The following is a 25,728-nucleotide window of genomic DNA, read 5'->3' as shown; positions in this document are numbered from 1 at the left end:
CTTTCGTGGTGCTTCTGGGGACCTGGGGCACCTCCACAGGCATGAGGCACTCTGACATAGTAGCGGTCCTGCCACAACCGACGAGTCGTGGAATCTGTGATTATTCACGCTTGAGAGGCCCGTTGTGAATCGACTGTTCACGCGGTAAGCGCTGCTGGCTGTGCAGCCGGGGACGTGTCAGCCCCGGGCCGCGAGCACCGCCTGGTAGAGCTCCCGGCTCCGCATCCCGTGGGCTCCGGCCACCGCCGCCACGGCCTCCTTCAACCGGGTGCCGGACTCCACCAGCACCGCCACCTCGGCGACGGCGTCCGCCTCGGACGCCTCGCCCTCGGCGCCGGGGGCGGCCGGCCCGATCACCAGCACGATCTCCCCGCGGATCCCCTCCCCCGCGTGCCGCTCCGCAGCCCAGGCATGCACTCCGGCCGCGGTGCCGCGCACCACCTCCTCGTGCAGCTTGGTGAGCTCGCGGGCCACGCACACCGGCCGCTCCGCACCGAGGACCTCCGCGACGACGGCCAGCGCGTCCGCCAGACGCTGCGGCGACTCGAAGGCGACCACGGTGCGGGCCTCGGTCAGCAGGGAGGTGAGCCATCGCCGTCGTTCCCCGTCCTTGCGGGGGACGAAGCCGTCGAAGGCGAACCGGTCCGTCGGCAGGCCGGAGAGGGCGAGCGCGGTGGTCACGGCGGAGGGGCCGGGCGCACACGTCACGGGCAGCCCTGCGGACACCGCGGCCGCCACGAGCCGGTACCCCGGGTCCGAGACCGTGGGCATGCCCGCGTCCGAGACCACCGCCACCGTGGCACCGCCCCGCACCTGGTCCAGCAGCCCCTGAGCGGAGGCCGCCTCGTTGTGCTCGTGATGGGCCACCACCCTGCCCGCCGGGGTGACGCCCAGGCCGGCGCACAGGCGCCGCGCGGTCCGGGTGTCCTCGGCGGCGATCACGTCCGCCTCCGCCAGCAGATCGCGGAGGCGCGCGGACGCGTCCCCGAGGTTGCCGATGGGGGTGGCGGCCAGGACGATGCGGCCCTCGGGCATGGGACGACCTTTCGACGGACGGACGGCTGCCCCGAGCCTACGGCCCCGGTCACCGTGCACGTCTCGCCGTCCGGCCCGCCGCCTAGCATGGAGCCCGTGCCCGCCACCGCCCTCGCCCCCCGCCCCGCCGCCGTCGCGGCCGACGACGGTCCCTTCGGCGTCGCCGCCCTGCGCGCCCGCCTCGGGGTGAGTGCGGCGCCCCTGACGCGGTGGCACTGGATCCTGCCGCTGCTGGTCACGGTGATCGCCGGCGTCCTGCGGTTCACGAACCTGGCCCACCCGGACCAGCTGATCTTCGACGAGACCTACTACCCCAAAGACGCCTACTCCCTCCTGGAGTCCGGCTACGAGCGGCGGTGGGGCGAGGACGTCAACGACGCGTTCGCGCGCGGCGAGGCGGAGCCGCTCGAGGGGGCCGCCTACGTGGTGCACCCGCCGCTGGGCAAGTGGCTGATCGGCCTGGGCATGCTCGCGTTCGGCCCGGACAACGGGGTGGGCTGGCGGTTCAGCGCCGCGGTGGCCGGCACGCTGTCCGTCCTGCTGGTCGCCCTCGCCACGCAGCACCTGCTGCGCTCGGTGTCCCTGGGCGCGGTCGCCGGGCTGCTGCTGGCCGTGGAGGGCCACCACCTGGTGATGTCCCGCATCGGGCTGCTGGACATCTTCCTCTCGTTCTTCGTGCTCGCGGCCTTCGCCGCGCTGCTGGCGGACCGCGTCCACGGGCGGCGGCTGCTCGCGGAGCGGCTCGCCCACGACGTCGCCCGGCGGGGACGCGACGCCCTGGCCAGCGGGCCGTGGCTCGGCTGGCGCCCGTGGCGACTGCTCGCGGGCGTGCTGCTGGGCGCCGGCTGCGCCGTGAAGCTCTCCGGGCTGGCGTTCATGGCGGCCTTCGGCCTGCTCACGGTCCTGTGGGACATGTCCGCGCGCCGGACCGCCGGGGTGCGGCGCTGGGCGTGGGCCGGCGTCGAGAAGGACGGCCTGTACGCGTTCGTGGCCGTGGTGGGCGGCGGCCTGGTCGCCTACCTGGCCTCGTGGACCGGCTGGTTCGTCACGGAGGGCGGCTACTACCGGGACTGGCACCGGGACAACCCGCCGGAGGGCGTGCTCGCCGGGCTGGTCCCCGGCCCGCTGCGCTCCCTGTGGCACTACCACGTGGAGTCCACGACCTTCCACCAGGGCCTCACCAGCCCCCACGACTACGCCGCCAACCCGTGGACCTGGCCGTTCATGGGCCGGCCCGTGAGCTACTACTACGAGGGTGCAGAGCCCGGCGAGGGGATCTGCCCGGCGGACGCCGCGGGCGCGTGCTCGGCGGCCATCACGGACATCGCCAACCCGTTCGTGTGGTGGACGGGCCTGGCCGCCGTCCTCGTGTGCGTGTGGCTGCTGGTGCGCCACCGGGACTGGCGGGCCGGCGCCCTGCTCGGCGCCTACGCGGCCGGGCAGCTGGTGTGGTCCCTGTGGCCCGAGCGGACCATGTTCTTCTTCTACACGATCGCCTATGAGCCCTTCCTCGTGATGATGATCGCCCTGGCGCTCTCGCTGCTGCTGCGGCCGGGCCGCCGGCCCGGGCCCCGCTGGGGCTCGGCCCTGGTGCTGGCGTACGTGACGATCGCCGTCGCCGTGTCCCTGTTCTTCCTGCCCGTCTGGATCGGCGACGTCATCCCGTACGACCAGTGGCGCTGGCGGATGTGGTTCAGCAGCTGGATCTGACGGCCGCGTCCCGGGCGCGGGTGTGCCGACCGCGCGCCGCACGTCCGAAAATGGATACGCTCGGACCGTGCAGAACCAGAGCCCCGTCCATGAGTCCGCCACCGAGCTCATCGGCATGCCGCCGGCGGACTCCAACATCACGGACCTGATCGTCACCTCCTGTGCCGACCGGCCGGACGCCCCCGTGTACGCCGTGCGCAACGGCGCGGGCGGCTGGGTGGACGTCCACTTCACCGCGTTCCTCACCCAAGTGCGCGCCGTGGCGGCCGGCCTCATCGCCCGCGGCGTCCAGCCCGGGGACCGGGTGGGCCTGTTCTCCCCCACCTCCTACGCGTGGGCCGTCCTCGACCAGGCCGTGTGGTTCGCCGGCGCCGTCTCCGTGCCGATCTACGAGACCTCCTCGGCCCACCAGGTGGAGCACATCGTCACGGACTCGGGCCTGCGGGTGGTCGCCGTCGGCAGCGAGGAGCTCGGCGAGCGTGTCGCCGAGGCCGCCGGGCACGCGGGCGTGGACGTGGCGACGTTCCCGCTGACGGACGCGGGGCTGGCGGAGCTGGCCGAGGCCGGCGCGTTCGTGTCGGACGACGCCGTCGAGCACGCCCGCTCCCTGGCGACCCTCGCCAGCCCCGCCTCGATCGTCTACACCTCCGGCACCACCGGCCGCCCGAAGGGCGCCGTGATCACGCACGGCAACTTCGTGGGCGCGGCCATCAACGTGCTGCACTTCGCGCGCGAGGTGGTCCAGTGGTCCCCGACGACGACGTCGCGCACCCTGCTCTTCCTCCCGCTGGCCCACGTGCTCGCCCACGCCGTCCAGGTCATCTGCCTGTACGCCCGCATCCAGGTGGCCCACTCCGGCTCCCCGGCCACGCTGCTCGGCGACCTCGCCTCCTTCCACCCCACGTGGCTGCTGGCCGTGCCGCGCGTGTTCGAGAAGGTCGAGGCCGGCATCGAGGCCAAGGCCCAGAAGAGCGGCACCGGGCCGATCTACGCGGCCGCCAAGCGCACCGCCATCGAGTGGTCCACGGCCGTCGACGAGGCCGAGTTCGGGGACGGCCCCGGCCCCTCGGCCCTGCTGCGCGCCCGGCGCGCGCTGTTCGACCGGCTGGTCTACCGCAAGATCCGGGAGGCCCTCGGCGGCGAGGTGATCTCGTGCGTGTCCGGCGCGTCCGCCCTCTCCCCGGAGCTGGTGCACTTCTTCCGCGGCGCCGGCATTCCGATCGTGGAGGGCTACGGCCTCACGGAGACCACCGCGCCGGCCACCGTGAACATCCCCGGCGCGCACCGCGTGGGCACCGTGGGCCTGCCCGTGGCCGGGGTGACGGTGAAGATCGCCGAGGACGGCGAGATCCTCATCCGCGGCCCCGTGGTGTTCGACGGCTACCACGGCATGCCGAAGGCGTCGGCGGAGGCGATGGAGGACGACTTCTTCCGCACCGGGGACATCGGTGCGCTGGACGAGCACGGCTTCCTGCGGATCACCGGCCGCAAGAAGGACGTGATCATCACCGCCGGCGGCAAGAACGTGTACCCCACGCCCATGGAGGAGGCGCTGCGCCAGCACCGGCTCATCGAGCACGTCGTGGTGGTCGGGGAGAACCGTCCGTTCGTGGGCGCCCTCATCACCCTGGACGCCGAGGCCTTCACCCAGTGGGCCCTGGACCGCGAGCTCACCCTCACTCCGGCCGAGGCCGCGACGGACCCCACCGTGCTGGCCTCGATCCAGGAGGCGGTGGACCAGGTCAACGCGGGCGTCTCCCGCGCCGAGTCCATCCGCCGCTTCCGCATCCTGGACCACCCGTTCACCGAGGACTCCGGGCACGTCACCCAGTCCCAGAAGCTCAAGCGGGCCCAGGTGATCGAGGACCACGCCGAGGACGTCGAGGCCCTCTACCGCCGCTGACCCCGCGCCCCCCGGACGACGACGGGCCGGGAGGACGCCTCGTCCTCCCGGCCCGTACCCGGTGCCGTCCGGCGGCGGTCAGCGCACCACGGCGTCGTCCTCCCGAGCCCAGCGCAGGCGGGTGCGCAGCAGCTGCTCGCGGCGGTCCGCGCTCAGCTCACGACGGCGGCGCGTGGGCCACGTGAGCACGAGCGTCACGAGGGACGCCAGCAGGGTCACCAGCCCGACCACCACGGCCGCGTCCACCCAGAACTGCTGGGGGTAGAGGCGGATGAGAGCGTCCCGCACGGAGAACGTCCACGTGCCGTCCGCGAAGAACAGCGAGTGGAAGCCAGCGAAGAACGTCTCCCAGCCCAGCACCGCCAGGACCGCGAGCGCGATCACCGCGAGCGGCAGCCACACGGCACCGGCGAACAGGGCGCGGCGCACCCCGCCGGGGCTGGTGCGCAGCAGGGACGCGATGAGCAGGGCGCACACCACCAGGAGCACCACGAGCGCCGCGGCGGCGATCCACAGCACGGTCTTCACATCCGTCATGTGGTCGACCTCGACCTCGGTGAAGAGCGGCGCGCCCTGGTGCGTGAGGCTGCTGAGATACCGCGGCCCGGCCAGGTTGGTCACGTAGTCCAGCCCGGCGGAGCCGTAGTGCATGCGGTCGGCGAGGGTGAAGCCGAACCGGTCCGCGGGGAACCCGGGCCGGTGGTACTCCAGCCACAGGAACACCGGGCTCGCCACGAGGCGGACGGTGGCCAGCACCAGGGCGAGCGGGGCGAGGATCGCCAGCAGCACCTGTGCCAGGCGCGGACCCGCCTTGGGCAGGCGCGCGCGCTCCTCCGGCGTGGGGCCCTGCAGGGCCGCCGCCTGGGCCACGGGGGCGGCCGTGCCGTCCTCGGGGTAGCGGTCGACCGGGGCGGCGGCGCTCGACCCCGCCGCGCGGGCCCCGACGGCGGCGCTCAGCGGGCCGAGCTCGTCGGCGCCGGGCAGCGGCCGCCGGCCGCCCTCGGGCACGGCCCGGGAGGCGACGATGTCGCGGTCGGCGTCCGCGGCCGGGCGGCCGGCGTCGCGCCGGTCCGCGGCCGCCGCGTCCCCGCCGCGCAGCGCGGCGAGGTCCTCGGGGCTGAGCGCCGAGGTGTGCTGGGCGCCGCCGTCGTCGTCCCGGCCCATGGCGGGCAGCGCCTGGGTGCGGTTCGGGTCGTCTGCGGCGTCGTCCTCGACGAACGCGCCGTAGTCCAGCCCGGAATCGAAGTCCTCCGCCCCGGCGCGCTCGTCGCGCCCGCGGCCGGCCTGATGGGAAGCCATGCTCGTGCCTCTCTCGAGTGGGTCCGTCCGCCCGCGGGCGCCGGGGATCAGTAGCGGTAGTGGTCGGCCTTGTAGGGGCCGGCCACGTCCACGCCGAGGTACTCGGCCTGGGCCTTGGTCAGCTCGGTCAGCCCGACGCCGAGGGCGTCCAGGTGCAGGCGGGCGACCTTCTCGTCCAGCACCTTGGGCAGCGTGTAGACGCGCTTCTCGTAGTGCTCGCCGGTCAGGGCGCCGGTGCCCGTGGAGCCGCCGAAGAGCTCGATCTGCGCCATCACCTGGTTGGTGAAGGACGCGCTCATCACGAACGAGGGGTGGCCGGTGGCGTTGCCGAGGTTCAGCAGGCGGCCCTCGGAGAGCACGATGATGCTGCGCTCGGCCTCCGTGCCGCCGCCCAGGGTCCACTCGTGGACCTGCGGCTTGATCTCCGTCTTCACGACGCCGGGGATGCGGGCCAGGCCGGCCATGTCGATCTCGTTGTCGAAGTGGCCGACGTTGCCCACGATGGCCTTGTCCTTCATGGCGGCCATGTGCTCGGCCATGATGATGTCCTTGCCGCCGGTGGTGGTGACGAAGATGTCGCCCTCGCCCACCACGTCCTCGAGGCGGGCCACCTGGTAGCCGTCCATCGCGGCCTGCAGCGCGCAGATCGGGTCGATCTCCGTGACGATCACGCGGGCACCCTGGCCGCGCAGGGCCTCGGCGGCGCCCTTGCCGACGTCGCCGTAGCCGCAGACCACGGCGACCTTGCCGCCGATCAGCACGTCCGTGGCGCGCATGATGCCGTCCGGCAGGGAGTGGCGGATGCCGTACTTGTTGTCGAACTTGGACTTGGTCACGGCGTCGTTCACGTTGATCGCCGGGAAGAGCAGGCGGCCCTCCTGCGCCAGCTGGTAGAGGCGCAGCACGCCCGTGGTGGTCTCCTCGGAGACGCCGCGCAGGGTGCCGGCGGTGCGGGTCCAGTGCTGCGGGTCGCGGGCCAGCGAGCGGCGCAGCGTCTCGAGGATGATCCGGTACTCCTCGGGGTCGTCCTCGGTGGCGCTGGGCACGGCGCCCGCGGCCTCGAACTCGACGCCCTTGTGCACCAGCAGGGTGGCGTCGCCGCCGTCGTCCAGGATCATGTTGGGGCCGCGCTCCGGATCCTCGTCCGCGCCCGGCCAGGTGAGGATCTGCGAGGCGGTCCACCAGTAGTCCTCGAGGGACTCGTTCTTCCAGGCGAACACCGGCACGCCCTGCGGGTCCTCGGGGGTGCCCGAGCCCACGACGACGGCGGCCGCGGCCTCGTCCTGCGTGGAGAAGATGTTGCAGGAGGCCCACCGGACCTCGGCGCCGAGGGCGATGAGGGTCTCGATGAGCACGGCGGTCTGCACGGTCATGTGCAGGGAGCCGGCGATGCGGGCGCCCTTGAGCGGCTGGGCCTCCCCGTACTCCTCGCGCAGGGACATCAGCCCCGGCATCTCGTGCTCGGCCAGGCGGATCTGGTGGCGGCCCGCCTCGGCCAGGGACAGGTCCCGGACCGTGAAGTCGAACGAGGCACCGGGCACGGTGGTGCGGTTGGCGAAGGCCGGGTCGACGTCGGGGGTGCGGAACTCTGCGGAGGTCTCAGTCATGCCCTCCAGCCTAGCGAGGCCCCGGACGGCACGACACGTGCCGCCTCAGTCCCCGTCACGCACCACGCGCAGCCCGGGGCGGGCCGGCGGGACGGCCATGGGCCGGGTGGGGACCGTGCGCACGCCGCCGTCCGCGTCGACGGCCTCGTAGTGCTCGGGCAGCTCCAGCCGCAGCACCTCCCAACCGCGCGGGGCCGTGGTGCGTCGAGCGTGCTCGCCGCAGAGGTCGTACGTGTGCGGCTCCGCCCGGCGCGACAGGGGCCCGATGACCACCTGCGAGTCCGCGTAGTTGTACGTCAGCGTGGCCAGGGCAGGGCTCTGGCATCCGGTCTTGCTGCAGCGTCGCATGGGTCCCACGCCCGCCACCCTACTCGGCGGACGGCCCGGGGCGGTGGCCTACCATGGCGCGCATGACCGCGTCCGCCTCCTCCGATCCCCTCGACCCCCTGCCGTTCCGGGCGGGCGACGCCGCGGGGGCCGAGCCGGGCGTCGAGGGCGGCCCGGCCGAGGCCGGCGTCTCCTCCCCCACGGGGCGCGGCGGCCGGGACCGCCGTGGCCGAGGGCTGCGGCATCCGCGCCCGTTCGGTGCACGCTCGGAGCGGGGCCGGGGCGAGGCGCTGCTGACCGCCGTCGAGAAGGCGGTGGACCGGCTGGGCTCCCTGGACGCGCCCGGGCTGCGGCACGTGACCGCGCGGGTGGAGCGCATCCCGGACCGGCTCGACGAGCGGCTGCGCGAGCTGCACGCCGGCCGGGAACGGGATGAGGAGGCGCTGTTCGCGCGGGCCGAGCGGCAGGGCCGGGACGGGGTGCTGATCACCCTGTTCGAGCGGCCGCTGCGGGACGCGGCCGACCCGGCCGACCTCGAGGGGGCCGTCTACGGGGTGGCGCTGAGCCGTTGCGCCGACGCGCTGGGCGTGGACCCGCAGGTGCTCGACCCCAGCTGGGGCCGCGGCTGAGCCCGGACCGGGCGGTCCGCGCCGGGCACCGCGCCCGACGGACGGGCGCCGTGCGTCAGGCGCGGGCGCGGCGCAGGCGGCGACGCTCGCGCTCGGAGAGCCCGCCCCAGATGCCGAAGCGCTCGTCGTTGGCCATGGCGTACTCCAGGCACGCGTCCTTGACGGTGCAGGCCTCGCACACGCGCTTGGCGTCCCGCGTGGAGCCGCCCTTCTCCGGGAAGAACGCCTCGGGGTCCGTCTGCGCGCACAGGGCGTCCGCCTGCCAGGCCAGCTCGCCCTCGACGGGCTCGGTGGTCACGCCCGGGATGGCGGCCCAGTCGGCGGAGACGGGCGCGGCCTCGACCGGACGCGCGTCACCGGGGAAGAGGGCGGTGACGGTGGCGGCCGGGGTGCCGGTCTCGCCGTCGAGGTCGTGGGCGGTGAGGAAGGCGGTCGCCTGATCCTCGAGGCTCGCGCCGGACACGCCTGCCTGCGGGTCGGCGGGGTCGAGGAACCAGTCGCTGGGGACGCTCCGCGGACGAGGCGCCGGCGCGGGATCGGCGTGGTGCGCGTCCTCGACTCGCTGGGTCTGCTCCATGTGTGACGCCTCTTCCCGGGATCGACGTGGCGGCTGTGGGCCGGGTGACCATGCGGTCCGCGCGGGTGCCGGGCAAGCCGGCGGGCCCCTCCTGGCGGGACCGTTGGCCCGGGTTCATTACATCGGTGTGATTCGTGCCGAGTCAAACCGAGCGGGTGCCACACTGGGCCCATGGTCTCCCTCTCCGCACCCCGGTCCACCGGCCCCCTCGTGCTCCGCCTCGCCTCCTCCCCGCGGCCCGCGCTCGTCCAGGAGCCGGGGGCCCCGGACGAGCCCGGCGCGGTGGACCAGCGCATCGAGCTCTCGGGCCGCGTGACCGTGAACTGGGCCGCCAAGTTCGCGGGCCTGCTCGGCGCCGAGGGCATCGGCGCGGGCGACGCCGTCGCCCTGGACCTGCCCGTCCACTGGCTCTCCCACGCCCTCGCCCTCGGCGTGCTCTGCGCCGAGGCCGAGCCCGCCCTCGAGGGCGACTCCCCCGCCGCCGTCCTCACGGACCGGCCCGAGGCGTGGCCGGACCCGTCCGTGGCCGTGTTCGCCGTCGCCCTGCCGCGCGGCCTCGAGCCCGAGTTCGACGGCCCAGCCGTCGACCCGGCCGTCGTGGACGTGGCCGCCGAGATCCGCGCCCAGCCGGACGCCCTGCCCGGCCCCGTGGACCACGTGCGGCCCGCGTCGATCCCGGCCGGGGCCGACGTCGCCCCGGACGACGACGGCCCGCGCCCCCGCCTGACGTGGGCGGGAGTGCGGGCCGCGCTGGAGGCGTGGGACGCGGGCCGGGCGGTGACCGTGCGCCCCTGACGGGGCGGCGGGGTCAGGCGGGGACGCTCAGACCCCGGCGTCGGGGGCGCGGTGCCGGCCGTGCGGAGGCAGCTGGTCCTCGCGCAGCACGGGCATCTGGCCGGTGATGATCGCGAGGTCGTTGGCGAAGCCGGGCTCCACGTCCAGCTTCTCCTTGAACACCCAGAACCGGTAGGCGAAGTAGCGGAACACGGTGCCGAAGAACAGGCCGATCACGTTGCCGGCGATGAACAGGCCGGTCGGGTCGGTCACGCCCATTAGGTACTGCGCGATCGCCACGCAGCCGGCCTGGATGCCCAGCCCGATCGCGTTCATGATCAGGAACATCACGAGCTCGCGCGTCTTGTTCGAGGAGCGCTTGTCCCGGAACGTCCAGTAGCGGTTGGCGACCCAGCTGAACAGGGTGGCGACGACGCCGCCCACGATCTTGGCCTTGACGTTGGACCCCTCGAGCGGGCCGGTCATCATCCACCAGAAGACGAGCGAGTCCACCACGAACGCGGCCGCACCGACGGTGCCGAACTTGGCCACCTCCCGCCACAGCAGGGAGGCCATCCCGGTCAGGCGGCCCCAGAGATCGGACAGCATGGGCGTGGACTCCTCGGTTCGGGACGGGGGGTGTGCACGCGGGGCGGACCCGCGCAGGGCTGGGGAACACTGTAGCCGCGCCCCCGGCGCGCGACCTCCCCGGATCCGGCATCGGCCACCCCTCCGTGACGGAGTTCTCAGCCGGTCCGACTACCCTGTCCGGGTGACTTCCCCTCGACTCGGTGTGATCGGTGGCGGGCAGCTGGCCCGCATGATGGCGGGCGCCGCCGCGGAGCTCGGCGTGCCCTTCCGCGTGCTCGCGGAGGCCCCGGACGCGTCAGCGGCCCAGGTCGCCCCCCACGTGGTCGGCGACCACACGGACCTGGCGGACCTGCGCGCGTTCGCGGCCACGGTGGACGTGGTCACCTTCGACCACGAGCACGTGCCCACCGAGCACCTGCGGGCCCTGCAGGAGGCCGGCGTCGCCGTGCGCCCCGACCCCGAGGCGCTGCAGCACGCCCAGGACAAGCTGGTCATGCGCGCCGCCGTCGAGCGGCTGGGCCTGCCGAACCCGGCGTGGGCGCCGGTCGACGACCTCGAGGCCGTCCTCGCCTTCGGCGACGAGCACGGCTGGCCCATGATCCTCAAGACCGCCCGCGGCGGCTACGACGGCAAGGGCGTGCTCAAGCTCGACGACGCCGACGACGCCCGCGCCTCCGCCGCGGACGGCACCCTGGCCGCGTGGCTCGGCGCCGGCATCACCCCGCTGCTGGCCGAGGCCCTCGTCCCCTTCTCCCGTGAGCTCTCCGCGCAGGTGGCGCGCACCCCCTCCGGTGAGGTGGCCGTCTACCCCGTCGTCGACTCGGTCCAGGTGGCCGGCGTGTGCGACCTCGTGGTCGCCCCGGCCCAGGATCTCGACCCGGCCGTCGCCGCGGCCGCGACCGCCGCGGCCGTCCGCCTCGCCGAGGAGCTGGACGTCACCGGCATGCTCGCGGTCGAGCTGTTCGAGACGCCGGGGGTCGGCCCGGGCTTCCAGGTGAACGAGCTGGCCATGCGCCCCCACAACTCCGGACACTGGTCCATGGACGGCGCCGTCACCGGCCAGTTCGAGCAGCACGTCCGCGCCGTGCTCGACCTGCCGCTGGGCGAGACGGCCCCCCGCGGGGCCGGCGTCGTGATGAAGAACGTCCTCGGCGGCGCCCGCGAGGACCTGCACGCCGGCAGCGTCGCGGCCCTCGCCGCCCACCCGCAGGCCAAGGTCCACCTCTACGGCAAGGACGTGCGCCCGGGCCGCAAGGTCGGTCACGTCAACGTCGTCGCGGACCACGGCCTCAGCCTCGAGGAGGCCGTGCGGACCGCCGAGTCCGCCGCCGCACTCCTGCGCGACGACGCCCCCACCACCGGCACCGAGACGGAGGCCCGCCCATGACCGCCACGCCCCAGACCCCCGCCCAGCCCCTGCAGGACGACGCCCCGGTCGTCTCCGTCGTGATGGGCTCCGACTCCGACTGGCCCGTGATGAGCGCGGCCGCCGAGGCCCTGCGCGAGCTCGACGTGCCCGTCGAGGTCGGCGTGGTCTCCGCGCACCGCATGCCCCACGAGATGGTGGAGTTCGGCGCCCGCGCGCACGAGCGCGGCATCCGCGTGATCGTGGCCGGCGCGGGCGGCGCGGCCCACCTGCCCGGGATGCTCGCCGCCGTCACCCCCCTGCCCGTGATCGGTGTGCCCGTGAAGCTCAAGAGCCTGGACGGGATGGACTCCCTGCTCTCGATCGTCCAGATGCCCGCCGGTGTGCCGGTGGCCACCGTCTCCATCGACGGCGCCCGCAACGCCGGCCTGCTGGCCGCCCGCATCCTCGCCTCGGCCGACACCGCGGAGGGCGACCGCCTGCGCGCCGCCCTCGCCGAGCACGCCGACGAGCTCAACGCCCAGGCCCGGGCCAAGGGGGCCCGCCTGCGCGAGCGGATGGCCGCCGACCGCTGATGTCGTCCGCCACCGGATCCGTGCCCGCCGGTCACGCGCAGCCCGACCCGCTCCGAGATCCACGCGTCGCCTCCCCCACCGAGCGCACCCGCCGGGCGCTGATCCTCACCGCCCTGACCCTGCTGGTCCCCGGCGGCGCCCAGCTCGTCGCCGGCAGCCGCCGGCTCGGCCGCGTGGCGCTGCGGGTCACCGTCACCGTGTGGGCCGTGCTGATCCTCGGGCTGCTGTGGTGGCTGGTCTCCCGCGCGAGCCTGATCTCGCTCATGGCCCGGGACGGCGTGCTGCTCGGGCTGGCGGTGGTCCTGGCGGCGCTGGCGGTGGGCTGGGCAGTGCTGTGGGTGGACACGTTCCGGCTGATCCGGCCGCACCTGCTCGCCCCCGGCGCGCGGAAGATCACGGCGGCGGTCACCGCGCTCGCGCTCGTGCTCACCAGCGGCGCCCTGCTCTACGGCGGCTGGGCGGCGAACACGAGCCGCGGGGCGCTCGGCGAGGTCTTCCAGGAGGGGCCGGCCGTCCCGGAGGCCGAGGGCCGCTACAACATCCTGGTCCTGGGCGCGGACGCCGGCGAGGGCCGCCAGGGGCTGCGCCCGGACTCCATGCACGTGGTCTCCGTGGACGCCCGCACCGGCGCCATCGTGATGTTCTCCCTGCCCCGCAATCTCCAGAACGCGCCGTTCGTCGAGGGCTCCCCGCTGTGGGACGTGTACCCCAACGGCTTCGACTGCGGCGACGAGTGCATCCTCAACGCCCTCTACACGGACGTGGAGGAGCATCACGCAGACCTCTACCCGGACGCCGAACACCCCGGCGCCGAGGCCATGAAGGACGCCGCCGGCGGCATCCTCGGCCTGGACGTCTCCGGCTACGCCCTCATGGACATGGGCGGCTTCGCCCAGCTGATCGACGCCATGGGCGGGGTGGACGTCGTCAGCGGCGGCTACGTGGTGCACCGCGGCGTCCGGCCCGACGGCGCCTGGGGCAACATCTGGTGGGAGCCGGGCACCCACCACTTCAACGGCGACGACGCGCTCGCCTTCGCCCGCTCCCGGCACTGGTCCACCGACTACGCCCGCATCCGCCGGCAGCAGTGCATGCAGGCGGCGATGCTGGAGCAGTTCAGCCCCGCCACCGTGCTCACCCGCTTCGAGGGGATCCTCGCGGCGGGCCAGCAGATCGTGACCACCGACCTGCCGCAGTCCCAGCTCGGCACGTTCGCGGACCTCGCCGAGCGCTCGCGCGGCCAGAAAATGCGGCGGCTGACCATCGGCCCGCCCGACTTCGGCGACACGGGCACCCACTTCACCACCTACCCCGACTACGACCTCGTCCACCGCCGCGTGGACGAGATGCTGGCCGACGAGTCCGTGACCGCCGGATCGGAGCCGACCGGGGTCTCGGCGACGCCGCTGCTCACCGTGCTGGCCGTCGTCGCGCAGGAGACCCAGACCCCCGACGTCGACGAGGACGACCCGGCCACGTGGCCGGCCCCGCCGACCCGCACCGACGGCGAGCCCTTCACCGCTGAGGACCTGATGACGGCCGAGGACCTGGGCCAGGAGGACGTGCTGAACCACGCGTCCTCGACGAACGGGCTGTGCGTCCCCGCCCCGTGAGGCGCGGCGCGCGGGCCGACGGGCTGACCTAGGCTGGGGCGCATGCACGTCCTGAAGCCCGTGATCCGTGACTACGCCTGGGGCTCCCCCACGCTCCTCGCCGACCTGCAGGGACGCGAGCCCACCGGCCGCCCCGAGGCCGAGCTGTGGCTGGGCGACCATCCGGGCGCCCCGTGCGTCGCCGTCGTGGCGGACGGCGCCCGTGTCGGCCTGGACGAGGTGGTGGCCGCGGACCCGGAGCGCTGCCTCGGGCCCGCCGCGCCGGAGGGCCGTCTGCCCTTCCTCATGAAGCTGCTCGCCGCGGGCGCCCCGCTGTCCATCCAGGCGCACCCCACCCTGGAGCAGGCCCGCGCGGGCTTCGCCGCGGAGGAGGCGGCCGGCGTGCCGGTCGACGCCCCGCAGCGCAACTACAAGGACGCGAACCACAAGCCGGAGATGCTGCTCGCGCTGACCCCCTTCGCGGCGATGTGCGGCTTCCGCTCCCCCGAGGTCTCCTCGGACAGCTTCGAAGCCCTGGCCCGCGCCCTCACGGAGCGGGCGGACGGGGACACGTCCGCCGTCGCCGTCGCCGCCGCCCGGATCAGCCAGGCCCTCGCCGCCGGGGACCTCGAGGACGCGTTCACCTCGATCCTCGACCCCGACTCCGTGTGGGGCGCCCCCGGCGCCGTGGCGCAGGTCGTGGACGTGCTGCGGGCTGCGCCGGACCTGGCCGAGCGCGACCCCTCGCTGGCCACGGCCCTCGAGGCCGCCCAGCACCACCCGGACGACCCCGGCGTGGTGGTGGCCATCCTGCTCAACCGCGTGGACCTGGCCCCGGGTCAGGCCATCCATCTGCCCGCCGGCAACGTGCACGCGTACCTGCACGGGCTGGGCGTGGAGGTTATGGCGGCCTCGGACAACGTGCTGCGCGGCGGGCTCACCCCGAAGCACATGGACGTGCCCGAGCTGCGCCGCGTGGTCACCTTCGAGGCGCTGCCGGTGCCCTCCACCGAGCCCGAGCGCGTGGCCGACTCCGTGGTGGCCTTCCGCCCGCCGTTCGAGGAGTTCGAGCTGCTCCAGGCCACGCTCGAGGACGACGCCGTCCACGGGCTCGACGTGCACGGGCCCGGGATCGCGGTGGTCACCCGCGGCACGGCAAGCCTGGCCCTGGCAGGCCAGGAGATCGAGCTGGGCCCGGGCGAGGCCGTGTTCCTGCCCGCCGCGGAGACGGCGTCCGGCCCGCTGGCCGTCCGCGCCGCGGCCGGCGCCCCGGCGACGGTGCACGTGGCCGGCCTGCCGCGGGGCTGAGCCCGGCAGACCGGCCCGCGGGCTCAGCGGGCGTCGCGGTCCCCCAGCCACTTGGACCACTTCTTCACGTCGTGCTCGGCGTCCACGGTGCGGACCGTGCCGGACGACGAGCGCATCACGATGGACTGCGTGTGCACGCGGCCGTCGGCGAAGCGCACACCGCGCAGCAGGTCGCCGTCGGTGATGCCGGTGGCCGCGAAGTAGCAGTGGTCGGAGGTGACCAGCTCGTTCGTGGTCAGCACCGCGTCGAGGTCGAGGCCGGCGTCGAGGGCCTTCTGCTTCTCGGCGTCGTCGGTGGGGGCCAGGCGACCCTGGATGATGCCGCCGGTGGCCTTGATCGCGCACGCGGTGACGATGCCCTCGGGGGTGCCGCCGATGCCCATCATCATGTCCACGCCGGTGTCCGGGCGGGCGGCGGCGATGGCGCCGGCGACGTCGCCGTCCAGGATGAACTTCACGCGGGCGCCGGCCTGGCGGATCTCCTTGACCAGGCCCTCGTGGCGGGGGCGGTCCAGCACGCACACGGTCACCTGCGAGACGGGCTTGTCCAGGGCCTTGGCCACGAGGTTCACGTTCTGCTTCACCGGCAGGCGCATGTCCACGAAGTCGGCGGCCTCGGGGCCCACCACGAGCTTGTCCATGTAGAACACGGCCGACGGGTCGAACATGGTGCCGCGCTCGGCCACCGCGAAGACGGAGAGCGCGTTGTTGTAGCCCATGGCGGTCAGGCGGGTGCCGTCGATCGGGTCCACGGCCACGTCCACGGCGGCGCCGGAGCCGTCGCCGACCTGCTCGCCGTTGAACAGCATGGGGGCCTCGTCCTTCTCGCCCTCGCCGATCACCACGGTGCCGTCCATGGCCACGGTGTCCATGAACGCGCGCATCGCGTCCACCGCGGCGCCGTCCGCCTTGTTCTTGTCCCCGTAACCCACCCAGGGGCTCGCGGCGATGGCCGCCGCCTCGGTCACTCGCACCAACTCCATGGCCAGGTTGCGGTCCGGGACGTGATTCTCGTAGCCGGTCTTCTCCGAGGACGCGCTGGTCATCGCTGCTCCGATCCTTGCTCGCGGCGCTCCGTCCGCACGGGACGGGGCGTGAGGGCGGCTCTGCCCCGGTCCTCATCCTACGGGGGCGGCCTCCCGTGGGTGGCACAATGCTGACCGTGAGCTCCGCCGACCCCCACGCCCCCGCCCCCCGTCCCGTCCTGACCGCCACGCAGGCGCAGCGGGCCCGGCAGCCGTGGATGGCCATGGTGCTCTCCCTGGCGGCTCTGCTGGCGATCGTGGCCGTGGTCCTCCTGCTCAACCCGGAGCCGCCGCAGCGGCCCCGTGAGGACCGCGTCGACGTCGCCGCCGAGGCCGCCACGATCCCCCACGACGACGGCGACCTGCCGGCCCTGGCGCCCGAGGTACCGGAGTCCTGGTACGCCAACTACGCCCGCCTGCAGAAGCTGGACGGCGTCTCCACGTGGGACGTCGGCTGGGTGGTCACGGACACGGTGTTCGCGGGCCTGCAGCAGGCCGAGGACGTCGACCCCACCTGGGTGAGCCTGCGGGTGGACCAGGTCCCGACGTCGGAGACGATCGAGATCGACGGGATCGCGTGGGACCTCCACGCCGATCCGAAGAAGCCGGAGCGACGGCTCGTGGCGGAGGTGGACGGCAGCACCGTGGTGCTGACCACCACCGGCGACCAGGCCGTCCTCGAAGACCTGGCGCACGGCGTCGCGAAGGAGACCCGATGACCCCCCACACCCGCCCCGAGACGACGCCGGCCCCCGACGTCGTCGTCCCCACCTCCGACCTGACCCCCGCCGAGGCGTGGGAGGTCCTCGCCGAGGGCAACCGCCGCTTCGTGGCGGGCGAGCCGAGCCACCCGAACCAGAACGCCGAGCGGCGCAGCGACCTGACCGCCGGTCAGGCCCCGGTCGCCGTGATCTTCGGCTGCGCCGACTCGCGCCTGGCGGCCGAGATCATCTTCGACCTCGGCCTCGGCGACGTGTTCGTGGTGCGCACGGCCGGCCACGTGATCGACGACGCCGTGCTGGGCTCCATCGAGTACGGCGTGGACGTGCTGGAGATCCCGCTCGTCATCGTCCTGGGCCACAACTCGTGCGGCGCCGTCACGGCGACGGTCGAGTCCTACATCTCCGGCACCATGCCGCGCGGCTTCGTGCGCCCCCTCGTGGAGCGCATCATCCCGTCCGTGCTGGCCGGGCGTCGCCGCGGGCTGGAGGAGGTCGACGAGTTCGTGGCCGAGCACGTGGACCAGACCTGCGACCACCTCCTGGAGACCTCGCAGTCCGTCCGCGCGGCCGTCGAGTCCGGGCGCACCGCCGTCGTCGGGCTCACCTACTCGCTGTCCGAGGGCACCGCGCGACCGGGCCGCGTGCACGGCGACCTGGCGGTCTGACGACGTCGGGCGTCCGGTGCGGCACCGGGCGCCCACGCCGTCCTAGGATGTGACCATGACCGCAGAGAACACCGATCAGCAGTTCCGCATCGAGCACGACACCATGGGCGAGGTGAAGGTGCCGGTGAACGCGCTCTACCGTGCACAGACCCAGCGCGCCGTGGAGAACTTCCCGATCTCCGGCAAGGGCCTCGAGCCCGCCCACATCCACGCCCTCGCGCAGGTCAAGAAGGCCGCGGCCAAGGCGAACGCCGAGCTGGGCATCATCTCGCAGGAGCGCGCGGACGCCATCGTCGCCGCCGCGGACCAGGTCATCGCCGGCGACCACGACGACCAGTACCCTATCGACGTGTTCCAGACCGGCTCCGGCACCTCCTCCAACATGAACACCAACGAGGTGCTCGCCACCCTCGCCACCCGCGCACTGAAGGAGGCCGGCTCCGAGGACGAGGTGCACCCCAACGACCACGTCAACGCCTCCCAGTCCTCGAACGACGTGTTCCCGACCTCCGTGCACGTGGCCGTCACCGCCGCCCTCGTGAACGACCTCGTCCCGGCGCTGGACCACCTGGCCGTCTCCCTCGAGAAGAAGGCGGAGGCCTTCGCCGGCGTCGTGAAGTCCGGCCGCACCCACCTCATGGACGCCACTCCGGTGACCCTGGGCCAGGAGTTCGGCGGCTACGCCGCGCAGGTCCGCTACGGCATCGAGCGCATCCAGTCCGCGCTGCCGCGCGTGGCCGAGGTCCCGCTCGGCGGCACCGCCGTGGGCACCGGCATCAACACCCCGAAGGGCTTCTCCGCCCGCGTGATCGAGCTGCTCGCCGAGGAGACCGGTCTGCCGCTGACCGAGGCCCGCAACCACTTCGAGGCCCAGGCCAACCGTGACGGCCTCGTGGAGGCCTCCGGCCAGCTGCGGAACATCGCGTTCTCGCTCATGAAGATCAACAACGACCTGCGCTGGATGGGCTCCGGCCCGAACACCGGCCTCGGCGAGATCGCCATCCCGGACCTGCAGCCGGGCTCCTCGATCATGCCGGGCAAGGTCAACCCCGTGATCTGCGAGGCCGCGATCATGGTGTGCGCCCAGGTGATCGGCAACGACACCACCGTCGCCCTGTCCTCCACCAACGGCGCGTTCGAGCTCAACGTGGGCATCCCCGTGATGGCCGCCAACCTGCTCGAGTCCATCCGCCTGCTGGCCAACACGACGCGCGTCATGGCGGACAAGATGATCGACGGCATCGAGGCCAACGAGGAGCGCTGCGCCTTCCTCGCCGGCGCCTCGCCGTCCATCGTGACCCCGCTGAACAAGGTGATCGGCTACGAGGCCGCCGCCAAGATCGCCAAGCACGCCGTCGCGAACAAGATGACCGTGCGCGAGGCCGTCGTGGACCTCGGCTACGTCGAGCGCGGCGAGATCACCGAGGAGCAGCTGGACAAGGCCCTGGACACCATGTCCATGACCCACCCGGAGTGATCCGGCGGATTCGGTGAGCGGCGCGACGCCGCCTCCCGGGCCACGACGCCGAGCGGCCGTCCTCCCGTGCGGAGGGCGGCCGCTCGTCGTTCACGCCAGCACCAGCACTCCGGCGGCCGCCGCCACCATCGCCGGCCCGAACGGCAGCGCCGTTCGCCCCGTCGCCCGGCCCGCGAGGACCAGCAGCCCCGCCACGACGCCGCCGAGCAGGATCGCGCCCACCCCGGCGGCGAGCACCGCCGTCGGACCGAGCACCCCCGTGTACACGCCCAGCCCGCCGGCCAGCTTCACGTCGCCCATCCCGAGGCCGCCGCGGCTGAGCACGTGCAGCGCGAGCATCGCCACGGTGTAACCGAGACCGCCCAGCAGGCTGCAGAGGGTCAGGTCACCCCGGCCCGCCAGCAGCGCTCCCCCGGTCATCATCGTCAACCCGCCCAGCGCCAGCCGCAGCGTCCATCGGTTCGGCAGCCGATGTTCGCGCAGGTCCGTGCGCACGAGCACGCCCGCGCACACCGCGAACCACACCAGTCCCAGGGACCACAGCACCGCCGTCGCCGGCGCGCCGTGCGTCCACGCCCATCCCACCCCGCTCATGCGCCCAGCCTAGGTCGGGCGGCGCACCCGCCGGGCCGTCGTCCACAGGCGATCAGGCCACCTCGCGTTCACGGTCCGGCCACCCCGTGTTCTGCCCACAGCGCAACCGGAGCCGCCCATTGCGACGAGCCCTCGCACGGGTCTACTGTGAAGTCACGAGCTTCCGGCCGTCTGATGGACGTACGGGGCTCACACAGACCCCATGGCCTCAATCCCGTTTCAAAGGGGCCATGGTGGCGGGCTTCCTCGGCCCCCCATCCCCCCTCCGCGGGGCCGAGCACCCCCGCCGGGGGCCGCTGCTTCGGCAGCGGCCCCTTTTTCATGACCGACCCCGCCGCCCGGCTCAGGCCCGGCCCTCCTCCAGCAGGTCCGTGACCAGCGCGGCGATCGGGGAGCGCTCGGAACGGGTCAGCGTCACGTGTCCGAACAGCGGGTGGCCCTTGAGGCGCTCCACCACGGCCGCGATGCCGTCGTGCCGGCCCACGCGCAGGTTGTCCCGCTGGGCGACGTCGTGGGTCAGCACGACCTTCGAGTTGCGGCCCATCCGGCTCAGCACCGTGAGCAGCACGTTCCGCTCGAGCGACTGCGCCTCGTCCACGATCACCCACGCATCGTGCAGCGAGCGGCCGCGGATGTGCGTCAGCGGCAGGATCTCCAGCATCCCGCGGTCCACCACCTCGTCCACCACGGACGGGGAGACCAGCGCACCCAGGGTGTCGAACACGGCCTGCGCCCACGGGCCCATCTTGTCGCCCTCGGAGCCGGGCAGGTAGCCGAGGTCCTGGCCGCCGACGGCGTACAGCGGGCGGAACACGACCACCCTGCGGTGCTCGCGGCGCTCCATCACGGCGTCGAGGCCCGCGCACAGCGCCAGCGCGGACTTGCCGGTGCCCGCGCGGCCGCCGAGGGAGACGATGCCCACGCTCGGATCCGTCAGCAGCTCGATGGCCAGCCGCTGCTCGGCGGAACGGCCGTGCAGGCCGAACACGTCGCGGTCCCCGCGCACCAGGCAGGCTCGGCCGCCCTCGCCGACCCGGGCCAGGGCGGAGCCCCGGGGCGCGGTGAGCACCAGCCCCGTGTTGACCGGCAGGCGGTCCGCCTCGGCCGGGGCCTCCTCCGGCCCGGTCTCGACGCCCGTGCCGGTCAGGGTCCCCAGCGGGACGCCGGCCAGGTCGACCTCGCCGTCGTCGTAGAGGGCGTCCAGCCGCTCCTGCGCCACGCTGAGGGAGACGGTGCCGCGCCAGCCCGAGTCACGCACGAGCTCGTGGCGGTACTCGTCCGCGGCGAGGCCCATGGCCGCCGCCTTCACGCGCATCGGCAGGTCCTTGGACACGACCGTGACCATGGCGCCCTCGTCCGCGAGCGCCTTCGCGACGGCGAGGATGCGGGAGTCGTTGTCCGTGCCGCGGATGCCCAGGGGCAGCACGTCCACGGACACGTGGTTCAGTTCGATCCGCAGCGTGCCGCCCTCGGGGGTGATCGGCACGGGCTGGTCCAGCGCGCCGTGGCGGCCGCGCAGGTCGTCGAGCAGGCGCAGGGCCGTGCGCGCGTCGTAGCCGAGGTCGGGGTCGGCGCGCTTGGCCTCAAGCTCCGAGACCACCACGAGCGGCAGGACCACCTCGTGCTCGGCGAAGTGCAGCAGGGCGCGCGGGTCCGAGAGCAGCACGGACGTGTCCACCACGTAGGTCCGCAGGCCGGTCGCCTCCGCCGCCCCCGCCTCGGCACGCGCCTGGCCCGGCCGGCTCGACGGCTCCTGCCGGGTCTGCGCGTGCTCCACGAGCTCTGCCACCATGTCTGCCTCCTGTGCCGGTGAACCGTGCGGGCGGGGGTCCGCCCACGGGCCACGCTAGGAAGCGGCGTCGTCCGCCGGGGCCCGGCACGGTGAACCCGGGATGAAGTCGCGGTGACGGTCCGTCCGGGCCCCGCCACGGCCCCGGCGTCCCGCGCTCCCTACACTGGAGACGCGCCGCCGACGTCCCGACGGCCGCCCGCTCCCCGTCCACAGGAGGGCCCTTGAGCATGCACCGCCCGTCCCCCGGCCTGCCCGATCTGCCGGGCGGCCCGGCCCCCGCCCCGACCCTGGCCGAGCGCGCCGGCGGCCGCCTGCTGGGCGCCGTCGCGCCCACCGCCGTGCTGATCGCGGCCATGTGGGTCGCGCAGTTCGTGCTGATCTTCCTCGGCCGGGTGATCATCCCCGGCGTGGGCCTGATCCCGCGACGCCTCGACGGCCTCGACGGGGTCCTGTTCTCCCCCGTGCTGCATGCCGGCTGGGCCCACCTGATCGGCAACACGACGGCGCTGCTCGTCCTCGGTCCGCTGGCCGCCCTGGTCTCGCGCCGGCCGGTGGCCCTGCTCGTCTGCGCCTGGCTGGGCTCGGGCCTGCTGACCTGGGTGATCGGCACCCCGGGCGTGCACATCGGCGCCTCCGGGATCGTGTACGCGCTGATCGCGTTCCTGATCGTCTACGGGGTCGCGGTGCGGCGGATCGGGGCGGTCGTCGTCTCCGTGCTCGTTGCCCTCACGCACCTGGGCTCGAGCCTGATCGGCCTGCTGCCGGCACCCGGCATCTCGTGGACCGGCCACCTGGCCGGGGCCGTCGTCGGGGTGCTGCTGGGCCTGTGGTGGGGCCGCGCCGACCGTCAGGTGCCGAACCGGCGCTGACGGCTGCCGTAGTCGCGCAGGGCACGCAGGAAGTCGACCTTGCGGAACGCGGGCCACATGGCCTCGCAGAAGTAGAACTCCGAGTACGCGGACTGCCAGAGCAGGAACCCGGAGAGCCGCTGCTCCCCGGACGTGCGGATGACCAGGTCCGGGTCCGGCTGGCCGCGCGTGTAGAGCCGGTCCGCGATCTGCTCGACGGTGACGGACTCGGCCACCTCCGCCGCGCTGTGGCCCAGGGCGTGCTCGTCCCGCAGCAGCTCGCGCACGGCGTCGAGGATCTCCTGGCGGCCCCCGTAGCCCACGGCCACGTTCACGTGCACGCCGTCGTGGCCCTTGGTCTGCTCGGCGACCTCGGCGAGCCGTCGCGCCATGGGCTCGGGGAGCAGGTCCACCGCGCCGACCGGCTGCACGCACACGGGGGCGCGGCCCTCGGCCGGCTGGGCGAGGCGCTCCGCCGTCGTCTGGATGATCTCCAGGAGCGGGGCGAGCTCCTCCGCCGGACGCCGCAGGTTCTCGGTGGAGAGCATGTAGAGCGTGACCACGGGGATGCCGGCCTCGTCGCACCAGCCGATGAAGTCGAGGATGCGCTCAGCTCCGGCCTGGTGGCCCTGCTGCGTGGACGCCCCGAACGCGCGGGCCCAGCGACGGTTGCCGTCCACCAGCACGCCGATGTGCCGGGGCAGGCGCTCCGGGTCCAGGCCGCGCGTCAGCCGCCGCTCGTACAGGCGGTAGAAGGCCTCGGGTCGACCCACGGCGCGCTCCCCTCTCGGACGGTCCTGCGAGCCTCCAGGATACGCGCGCGGCACACAGCGACCATCCCGTGCCCCGGCCCCGGGCCGACCGACGACAATGGAGGCATGGACCCTGTGACACCCCTCCGCGAGACCGACGCCGCCCGTCGCCTGCGCTGGCGCATCGAGCGCATCCGCGACCCCGACCATCCGCTGTACAAGCCCCGACTGCGCGGCTGGATCCACGCGGTCATGGCGCCGCTGACGCTCGCGGCCGGCATCGTGCTCATCGTGCTCGCGCCGACCGCGACGCTGCGGTGGGCCAGCGCGGTCTACGCCGTGACGGGCCTGCTGCTGTTCGCGGTCTCGGCGACGTACCACCTGGTGCAGTGGAACGAGGTGGTCTCCCGTGTCCTCAAGCGGTTGGACCACACGAACATCATGCTGGTCATCGCCGGCACCTACACGCCGCTCTCCCTGGCCCTGCTGGCTCCGGACCGGGCGCGCGTGCTGCTCACCCTGGTGTGGGTGGGGGCCGTGGCCGGCGTCGCGTTCCGGGTGCTGTGGACGGACGCGCCGCGCTGGCTCTACACGCCGGTGTACGTGGCCCTCGGGCTGGCGGCGCTGCTCTACCTGGGCGACTTCTTCGCCGCGGATGCGGCGGCGGGGTGGCTGATCGTGGCCGGCGGCGTCGCGTACATCACGGGCGCGGTCTGCTACGCGCTGCAGGCCCCCACGATCCACCGCGAGTGGTTCGGCTTCCACGAGCTGTTCCACGCCTTCACGGTGGCCGGCTTCGTGTGCCACGCCGTCGCCATCTACCGGGCGGTGCTCGTCGTCGCCTGAGCGTGTCGGGGACGGGAGTCTGCGCCCCGCCGGGCAGCGCCGAGGCCCGCAGACGCGCCGCTACGTCCATGCCGTAGCGGCGCGTCTGCGGGCCTCAAGGGTTCGGGCGTGGAGTCTCCGGCGTCGAGTCTCGGGCGTGCACGGGCCCGACGACGGTCAGTCGCGTCCGGTGTCCGGGGCCTGGGGCTCCGGGGCCGGCTCCTGGAGGTAGCCGGGGTACTTCTCCTGCAGGCGGCGCAGCCGGTCCTCGGAGTCCGCGTCCAGGTGCTCGCCGCCCGCGCGGACCTCGTCCGGCAGGTGCTGCTGATGGCGCTCCACGAGCATGGCCTCGGCCTGCGGGGAGCGCTGCTGGACGCGGCGCACCGAGCGGACCATGACGCGGAGGACGATGATCGCCATGACCACCATGAGCGCGGTGAACAGGAACCCCTCGATGCCGGGGGTGACCTCCGCCTCCTCGAGCCCGGGGCGCAGCGTCGGCTCCGGGACGGCGGGCACCGGCGCGGGGCTCGCGGCCGCGAGCGCGGTGAGGACGAGGGGAAGGCCAGACAGGGGTGTCACGCCGCCCCACTCTACCGGCCCCGGCCGCTCGGCCCGAGCCGGGTCGGCTCAGCGCAGGCCGGCGAAGAGGTCGTGCTCCGGCAGCTCGGAGGGCACGCGCGAGTCGATCAGCGCGAAGTCCTCCCACGGCCAGGCGCGCCGCTGCAGGTCGTGGGGGGCGTCGAAGAACATGCCGTCGGGGTCGATCTGCGTGCGGTGCGCCCGCAGGGCGGCATCGCGCTCGTCGAGGAAGCCGGTGACGTCCACCTGCGTGGTGACGTCGTGGTCCGCGGTGACCCACGGCGGGATGACCTCCGGGTCGGGCACGTCCTCCCCGGCTTCGCGGCGGCGCAGCACCTCGCGCATCGCGTCCATCGCGTCGAACATCATCAGGCGTCGGGCGAACGGCACGTCCTCGCCGTCGGCCTCGGCCACCGCGGCCATCGTGCGGAACTTCCGCGGGTTGAAGCCGCAGTCGTAGTAGACCTTGGAGACCTCCCACGCGGGCCCGGCCTCGGGGTACTCGTCCGCGAGGCCCGCGGCCCGGTAGGCCTCCATCGTCACGGCGTGGGCCTGCAGGTGGTCCGGGTGCGGGTAGCCGCCGACCTCGTCGTAGGAGATGAGCACGTGCGGGCGGAACCGGCGCACGAGCGAGATCAGCGGGGTCGCCGCATCCTGGAGCGGGACCTCGGCGAAGCAGTTCGCCGGGAGGGCGGGCAGCGGATCCCCCTCGGGCAGGCCCGAGTCGAGGAAGCCGAGCCAGGCGTGCCGGATGCCGAGGATGCGCGCGGCCTCGGCCATCTCCTCGCGGCGCACGGCCGCGATGTCCCGGTCGGCCCGGGTGGTGTCCCCGAACGACGGGTTGAGCAGGGTGCCGGCCTCGCCGCCGGTGCACGTGACGACCATGACCTCGGCCCCGGCCGCCGCGTAGGCGGCCATGGTGCCGGCCCCCTTCGAGGACTCGTCGTCCGGGTGGGCGTGCACCGCCATGAGACGCAGCCCGGTGGAGGGCGGCAGGGCGGTGCCTGCGGCGGGCTGGGCCTGGGGGGTCTGATCGGTCACGGGGATCGCACACTCCTGTCCGGATGGCGGAGCCGCCGCGGGGGCGGCGGCGTGGGGGGTCCAGGCCGACGTCGTCATCGGCCTCCGGCGGCGGGCAGCGGCTAGGGTGGAG

Annotated in this window: 25 protein-coding genes; 13 read left to right on the top strand and 12 right to left on the bottom strand. The window is 74.0% G+C overall.

What is annotated here, in order from left to right; all coding sequences use genetic code 11:
• Window positions 1-177: 177 nt before the first annotated feature.
• Window positions 178-1,035, bottom strand: a complete 858-nt coding sequence (rsmI, locus tag B1A86_RS02425) for a 16S rRNA (cytidine(1402)-2'-O)-methyltransferase (protein ID WP_069941473.1) — start codon at window positions 1,033-1,035, stop codon at window positions 178-180.
• A 96-nt stretch (window positions 1,036-1,131) separates the two neighbouring features.
• Here rsmI and B1A86_RS02420 point away from each other — a divergent pair, with 96 nt between their 5' ends.
• Complete coding sequence (locus tag B1A86_RS02420; RefSeq protein ID WP_069941472.1) at window positions 1,132-2,745, top strand: dolichyl-phosphate-mannose--protein mannosyltransferase; 1,614 nt, start codon at window positions 1,132-1,134, stop codon at window positions 2,743-2,745.
• 67 nt (window positions 2,746-2,812) lie between these two features.
• Window positions 2,813-4,648, top strand: a complete 1,836-nt coding sequence (locus B1A86_RS02415; protein WP_078025750.1) for a long-chain fatty acid--CoA ligase — start codon at window positions 2,813-2,815, stop codon at window positions 4,646-4,648.
• 78 nt (window positions 4,649-4,726) lie between these two features.
• Here B1A86_RS02415 and B1A86_RS02410 read toward each other — a convergent pair whose 3' ends face one another.
• Genes B1A86_RS02410 through B1A86_RS02400 form a run of 3 tightly spaced genes read right to left on the bottom strand, consistent with a single transcriptional unit; the run spans window position 4,727 to window position 7,902 of the window.
• A complete protein-coding gene (locus tag B1A86_RS02410; RefSeq protein WP_078025751.1) occupies window positions 4,727-5,947 on the bottom strand; it encodes a TIGR01906 family membrane protein in 1,221 nt (406 codons plus the stop codon).
• Window positions 5,948-5,994: 47 nt separating this feature from the next.
• The gene (gene ahcY, locus B1A86_RS02405; protein ID WP_228070633.1) at window positions 5,995-7,554 is read right to left on the bottom strand and encodes an adenosylhomocysteinase; all 1,560 of its coding nucleotides are present in this window, start codon (window positions 7,552-7,554) and stop codon (window positions 5,995-5,997) included.
• Window positions 7,555-7,599: 45 nt separating this feature from the next.
• Window positions 7,600-7,902, bottom strand: coding sequence for a DUF3499 family protein (locus tag B1A86_RS02400; protein WP_020628239.1), 303 nt, complete (start codon window positions 7,900-7,902; stop codon window positions 7,600-7,602).
• A gap of 62 nt (window positions 7,903-7,964) precedes the next feature.
• Between B1A86_RS02400 and B1A86_RS02395 the strand changes: the two genes are divergently transcribed.
• Window positions 7,965-8,510 (top strand): hypothetical protein, encoded by a 546-nt coding sequence (locus B1A86_RS02395; RefSeq protein ID WP_225348318.1) that lies wholly within the window; start codon window positions 7,965-7,967, stop codon window positions 8,508-8,510.
• Window positions 8,511-8,565: 55 nt separating this feature from the next.
• Here B1A86_RS02395 and B1A86_RS02390 read toward each other — a convergent pair whose 3' ends face one another.
• The gene (locus B1A86_RS02390; RefSeq protein WP_078025752.1) at window positions 8,566-9,087 is read right to left on the bottom strand and encodes a WhiB family transcriptional regulator; all 522 of its coding nucleotides are present in this window, start codon (window positions 9,085-9,087) and stop codon (window positions 8,566-8,568) included.
• 171 nt (window positions 9,088-9,258) lie between these two features.
• On the opposite strand from B1A86_RS02390, the gene B1A86_RS02385 reads away from it, so the two are divergent.
• The gene (locus B1A86_RS02385; RefSeq protein ID WP_020628242.1) at window positions 9,259-9,882 is read left to right on the top strand and encodes a hypothetical protein; all 624 of its coding nucleotides are present in this window, start codon (window positions 9,259-9,261) and stop codon (window positions 9,880-9,882) included.
• Window positions 9,883-9,909: 27 nt separating this feature from the next.
• On the opposite strand, the gene B1A86_RS02380 is transcribed toward B1A86_RS02385, so the two are convergent.
• On the bottom strand, window positions 9,910-10,470 hold the full coding sequence (locus B1A86_RS02380; RefSeq protein WP_078025753.1) for a GtrA family protein: 561 nt from the start codon (window positions 10,468-10,470) through the stop codon (window positions 9,910-9,912).
• A gap of 163 nt (window positions 10,471-10,633) precedes the next feature.
• Here B1A86_RS02380 and B1A86_RS02375 point away from each other — a divergent pair, with 163 nt between their 5' ends.
• The 4 genes from B1A86_RS02375 to manA are packed head-to-tail and all read left to right on the top strand — an operon-like array spanning window position 10,634 to window position 15,293.
• Entirely contained in the window at window positions 10,634-11,839 is a 1,206-nt protein-coding gene (locus tag B1A86_RS02375) for a 5-(carboxyamino)imidazole ribonucleotide synthase (RefSeq protein WP_078025754.1), read from the top strand.
• The gene (gene purE / locus B1A86_RS02370; protein WP_002854497.1) at window positions 11,836-12,393 is read left to right on the top strand and encodes a 5-(carboxyamino)imidazole ribonucleotide mutase; all 558 of its coding nucleotides are present in this window, start codon (window positions 11,836-11,838) and stop codon (window positions 12,391-12,393) included. The genes B1A86_RS02375 and purE overlap by 4 nt, the downstream gene beginning before the upstream one ends.
• Window positions 12,393-14,006, top strand: a complete 1,614-nt coding sequence (locus tag B1A86_RS02365) for an LCP family protein (RefSeq protein ID WP_078025755.1) — start codon at window positions 12,393-12,395, stop codon at window positions 14,004-14,006. Before purE ends, B1A86_RS02365 begins: the two co-directional genes overlap by 1 nt.
• Window positions 14,007-14,048: 42 nt before the next feature.
• On the top strand, window positions 14,049-15,293 hold the full coding sequence (manA, locus tag B1A86_RS02360) for a mannose-6-phosphate isomerase, class I (RefSeq protein WP_078025756.1): 1,245 nt from the start codon (window positions 14,049-14,051) through the stop codon (window positions 15,291-15,293).
• A gap of 23 nt (window positions 15,294-15,316) precedes the next feature.
• Here manA and glpX read toward each other — a convergent pair whose 3' ends face one another.
• Window positions 15,317-16,339: a class II fructose-bisphosphatase gene (gene glpX / locus B1A86_RS02355; protein WP_002854500.1), complete on the bottom strand. Its 1,023-nt coding sequence runs from the start codon at window positions 16,337-16,339 to the stop codon at window positions 15,317-15,319.
• Window positions 16,340-16,446: 107 nt separating this feature from the next.
• Here glpX and B1A86_RS02350 point away from each other — a divergent pair, with 107 nt between their 5' ends.
• From B1A86_RS02350 to B1A86_RS02340, 3 genes are read left to right on the top strand one after another with little or no spacing between them, the layout of a single operon-like run.
• On the top strand, window positions 16,447-17,037 hold the full coding sequence (locus B1A86_RS02350; RefSeq protein WP_002854501.1) for a DUF4245 domain-containing protein: 591 nt from the start codon (window positions 16,447-16,449) through the stop codon (window positions 17,035-17,037).
• Window positions 17,034-17,705, top strand: coding sequence for a carbonic anhydrase (locus B1A86_RS02345; RefSeq protein ID WP_002854504.1), 672 nt, complete (start codon window positions 17,034-17,036; stop codon window positions 17,703-17,705). Before B1A86_RS02350 ends, B1A86_RS02345 begins: the two co-directional genes overlap by 4 nt.
• A 55-nt stretch (window positions 17,706-17,760) precedes the next feature.
• Window positions 17,761-19,182, top strand: a complete 1,422-nt coding sequence (locus B1A86_RS02340) for a class II fumarate hydratase (protein ID WP_044659622.1) — start codon at window positions 17,761-17,763, stop codon at window positions 19,180-19,182.
• Between the two features lie 90 nt (window positions 19,183-19,272).
• Here the strand turns inward: B1A86_RS02340 and B1A86_RS02335 are convergent, their stop codons facing one another.
• Together B1A86_RS02335 and B1A86_RS02330 are read right to left on the bottom strand one after the other, a co-directional pair.
• Window positions 19,273-19,776 (bottom strand): A24 family peptidase, encoded by a 504-nt coding sequence (locus tag B1A86_RS02335; protein ID WP_078025757.1) that lies wholly within the window; start codon window positions 19,774-19,776, stop codon window positions 19,273-19,275.
• A 343-nt stretch (window positions 19,777-20,119) separates the two neighbouring features.
• Window positions 20,120-21,568 (bottom strand): PhoH family protein, encoded by a 1,449-nt coding sequence (locus tag B1A86_RS02330; RefSeq protein WP_078025758.1) that lies wholly within the window; start codon window positions 21,566-21,568, stop codon window positions 20,120-20,122.
• A gap of 227 nt (window positions 21,569-21,795) precedes the next feature.
• Between B1A86_RS02330 and B1A86_RS02325 the strand changes: the two genes are divergently transcribed.
• Complete coding sequence (locus B1A86_RS02325) at window positions 21,796-22,437, top strand: rhomboid family intramembrane serine protease (RefSeq protein WP_227717990.1); 642 nt, start codon at window positions 21,796-21,798, stop codon at window positions 22,435-22,437.
• Here B1A86_RS02325 and B1A86_RS02320 read toward each other — a convergent pair.
• On the bottom strand, window positions 22,416-23,189 hold the full coding sequence (locus tag B1A86_RS02320; protein ID WP_041105013.1) for an isoprenyl transferase: 774 nt from the start codon (window positions 23,187-23,189) through the stop codon (window positions 22,416-22,418). The genes B1A86_RS02325 and B1A86_RS02320 overlap by 22 nt on opposite strands.
• A gap of 105 nt (window positions 23,190-23,294) precedes the next feature.
• On the opposite strand from B1A86_RS02320, the gene B1A86_RS02315 reads away from it, so the two are divergent.
• Window positions 23,295-24,014, top strand: coding sequence for a hemolysin III family protein (locus B1A86_RS02315; RefSeq protein ID WP_078025759.1), 720 nt, complete (start codon window positions 23,295-23,297; stop codon window positions 24,012-24,014).
• Window positions 24,015-24,170: 156 nt separating this feature from the next.
• On the opposite strand, the gene B1A86_RS02310 is transcribed toward B1A86_RS02315, so the two are convergent.
• Window positions 24,171-24,575, bottom strand: a complete 405-nt coding sequence (locus B1A86_RS02310; RefSeq protein WP_070708714.1) for a hypothetical protein — start codon at window positions 24,573-24,575, stop codon at window positions 24,171-24,173.
• Between the two features lie 48 nt (window positions 24,576-24,623).
• Complete coding sequence (gene mca / locus B1A86_RS02305) at window positions 24,624-25,616, bottom strand: mycothiol conjugate amidase Mca (RefSeq protein WP_078025760.1); 993 nt, start codon at window positions 25,614-25,616, stop codon at window positions 24,624-24,626.
• Between the last annotated feature and the right edge of the window lie 112 nt (window positions 25,617-25,728).

The organism is Micrococcus sp. KBS0714 (genome assembly GCF_002008305.4).
In the GTDB taxonomy this organism is placed as follows: domain Bacteria; phylum Actinomycetota; class Actinomycetes; order Actinomycetales; family Micrococcaceae; genus Micrococcus; species Micrococcus luteus.
Note: the sequence above shows the minus strand (reverse complement) of the source record. Positions and strands in the feature narration are given on the sequence as shown.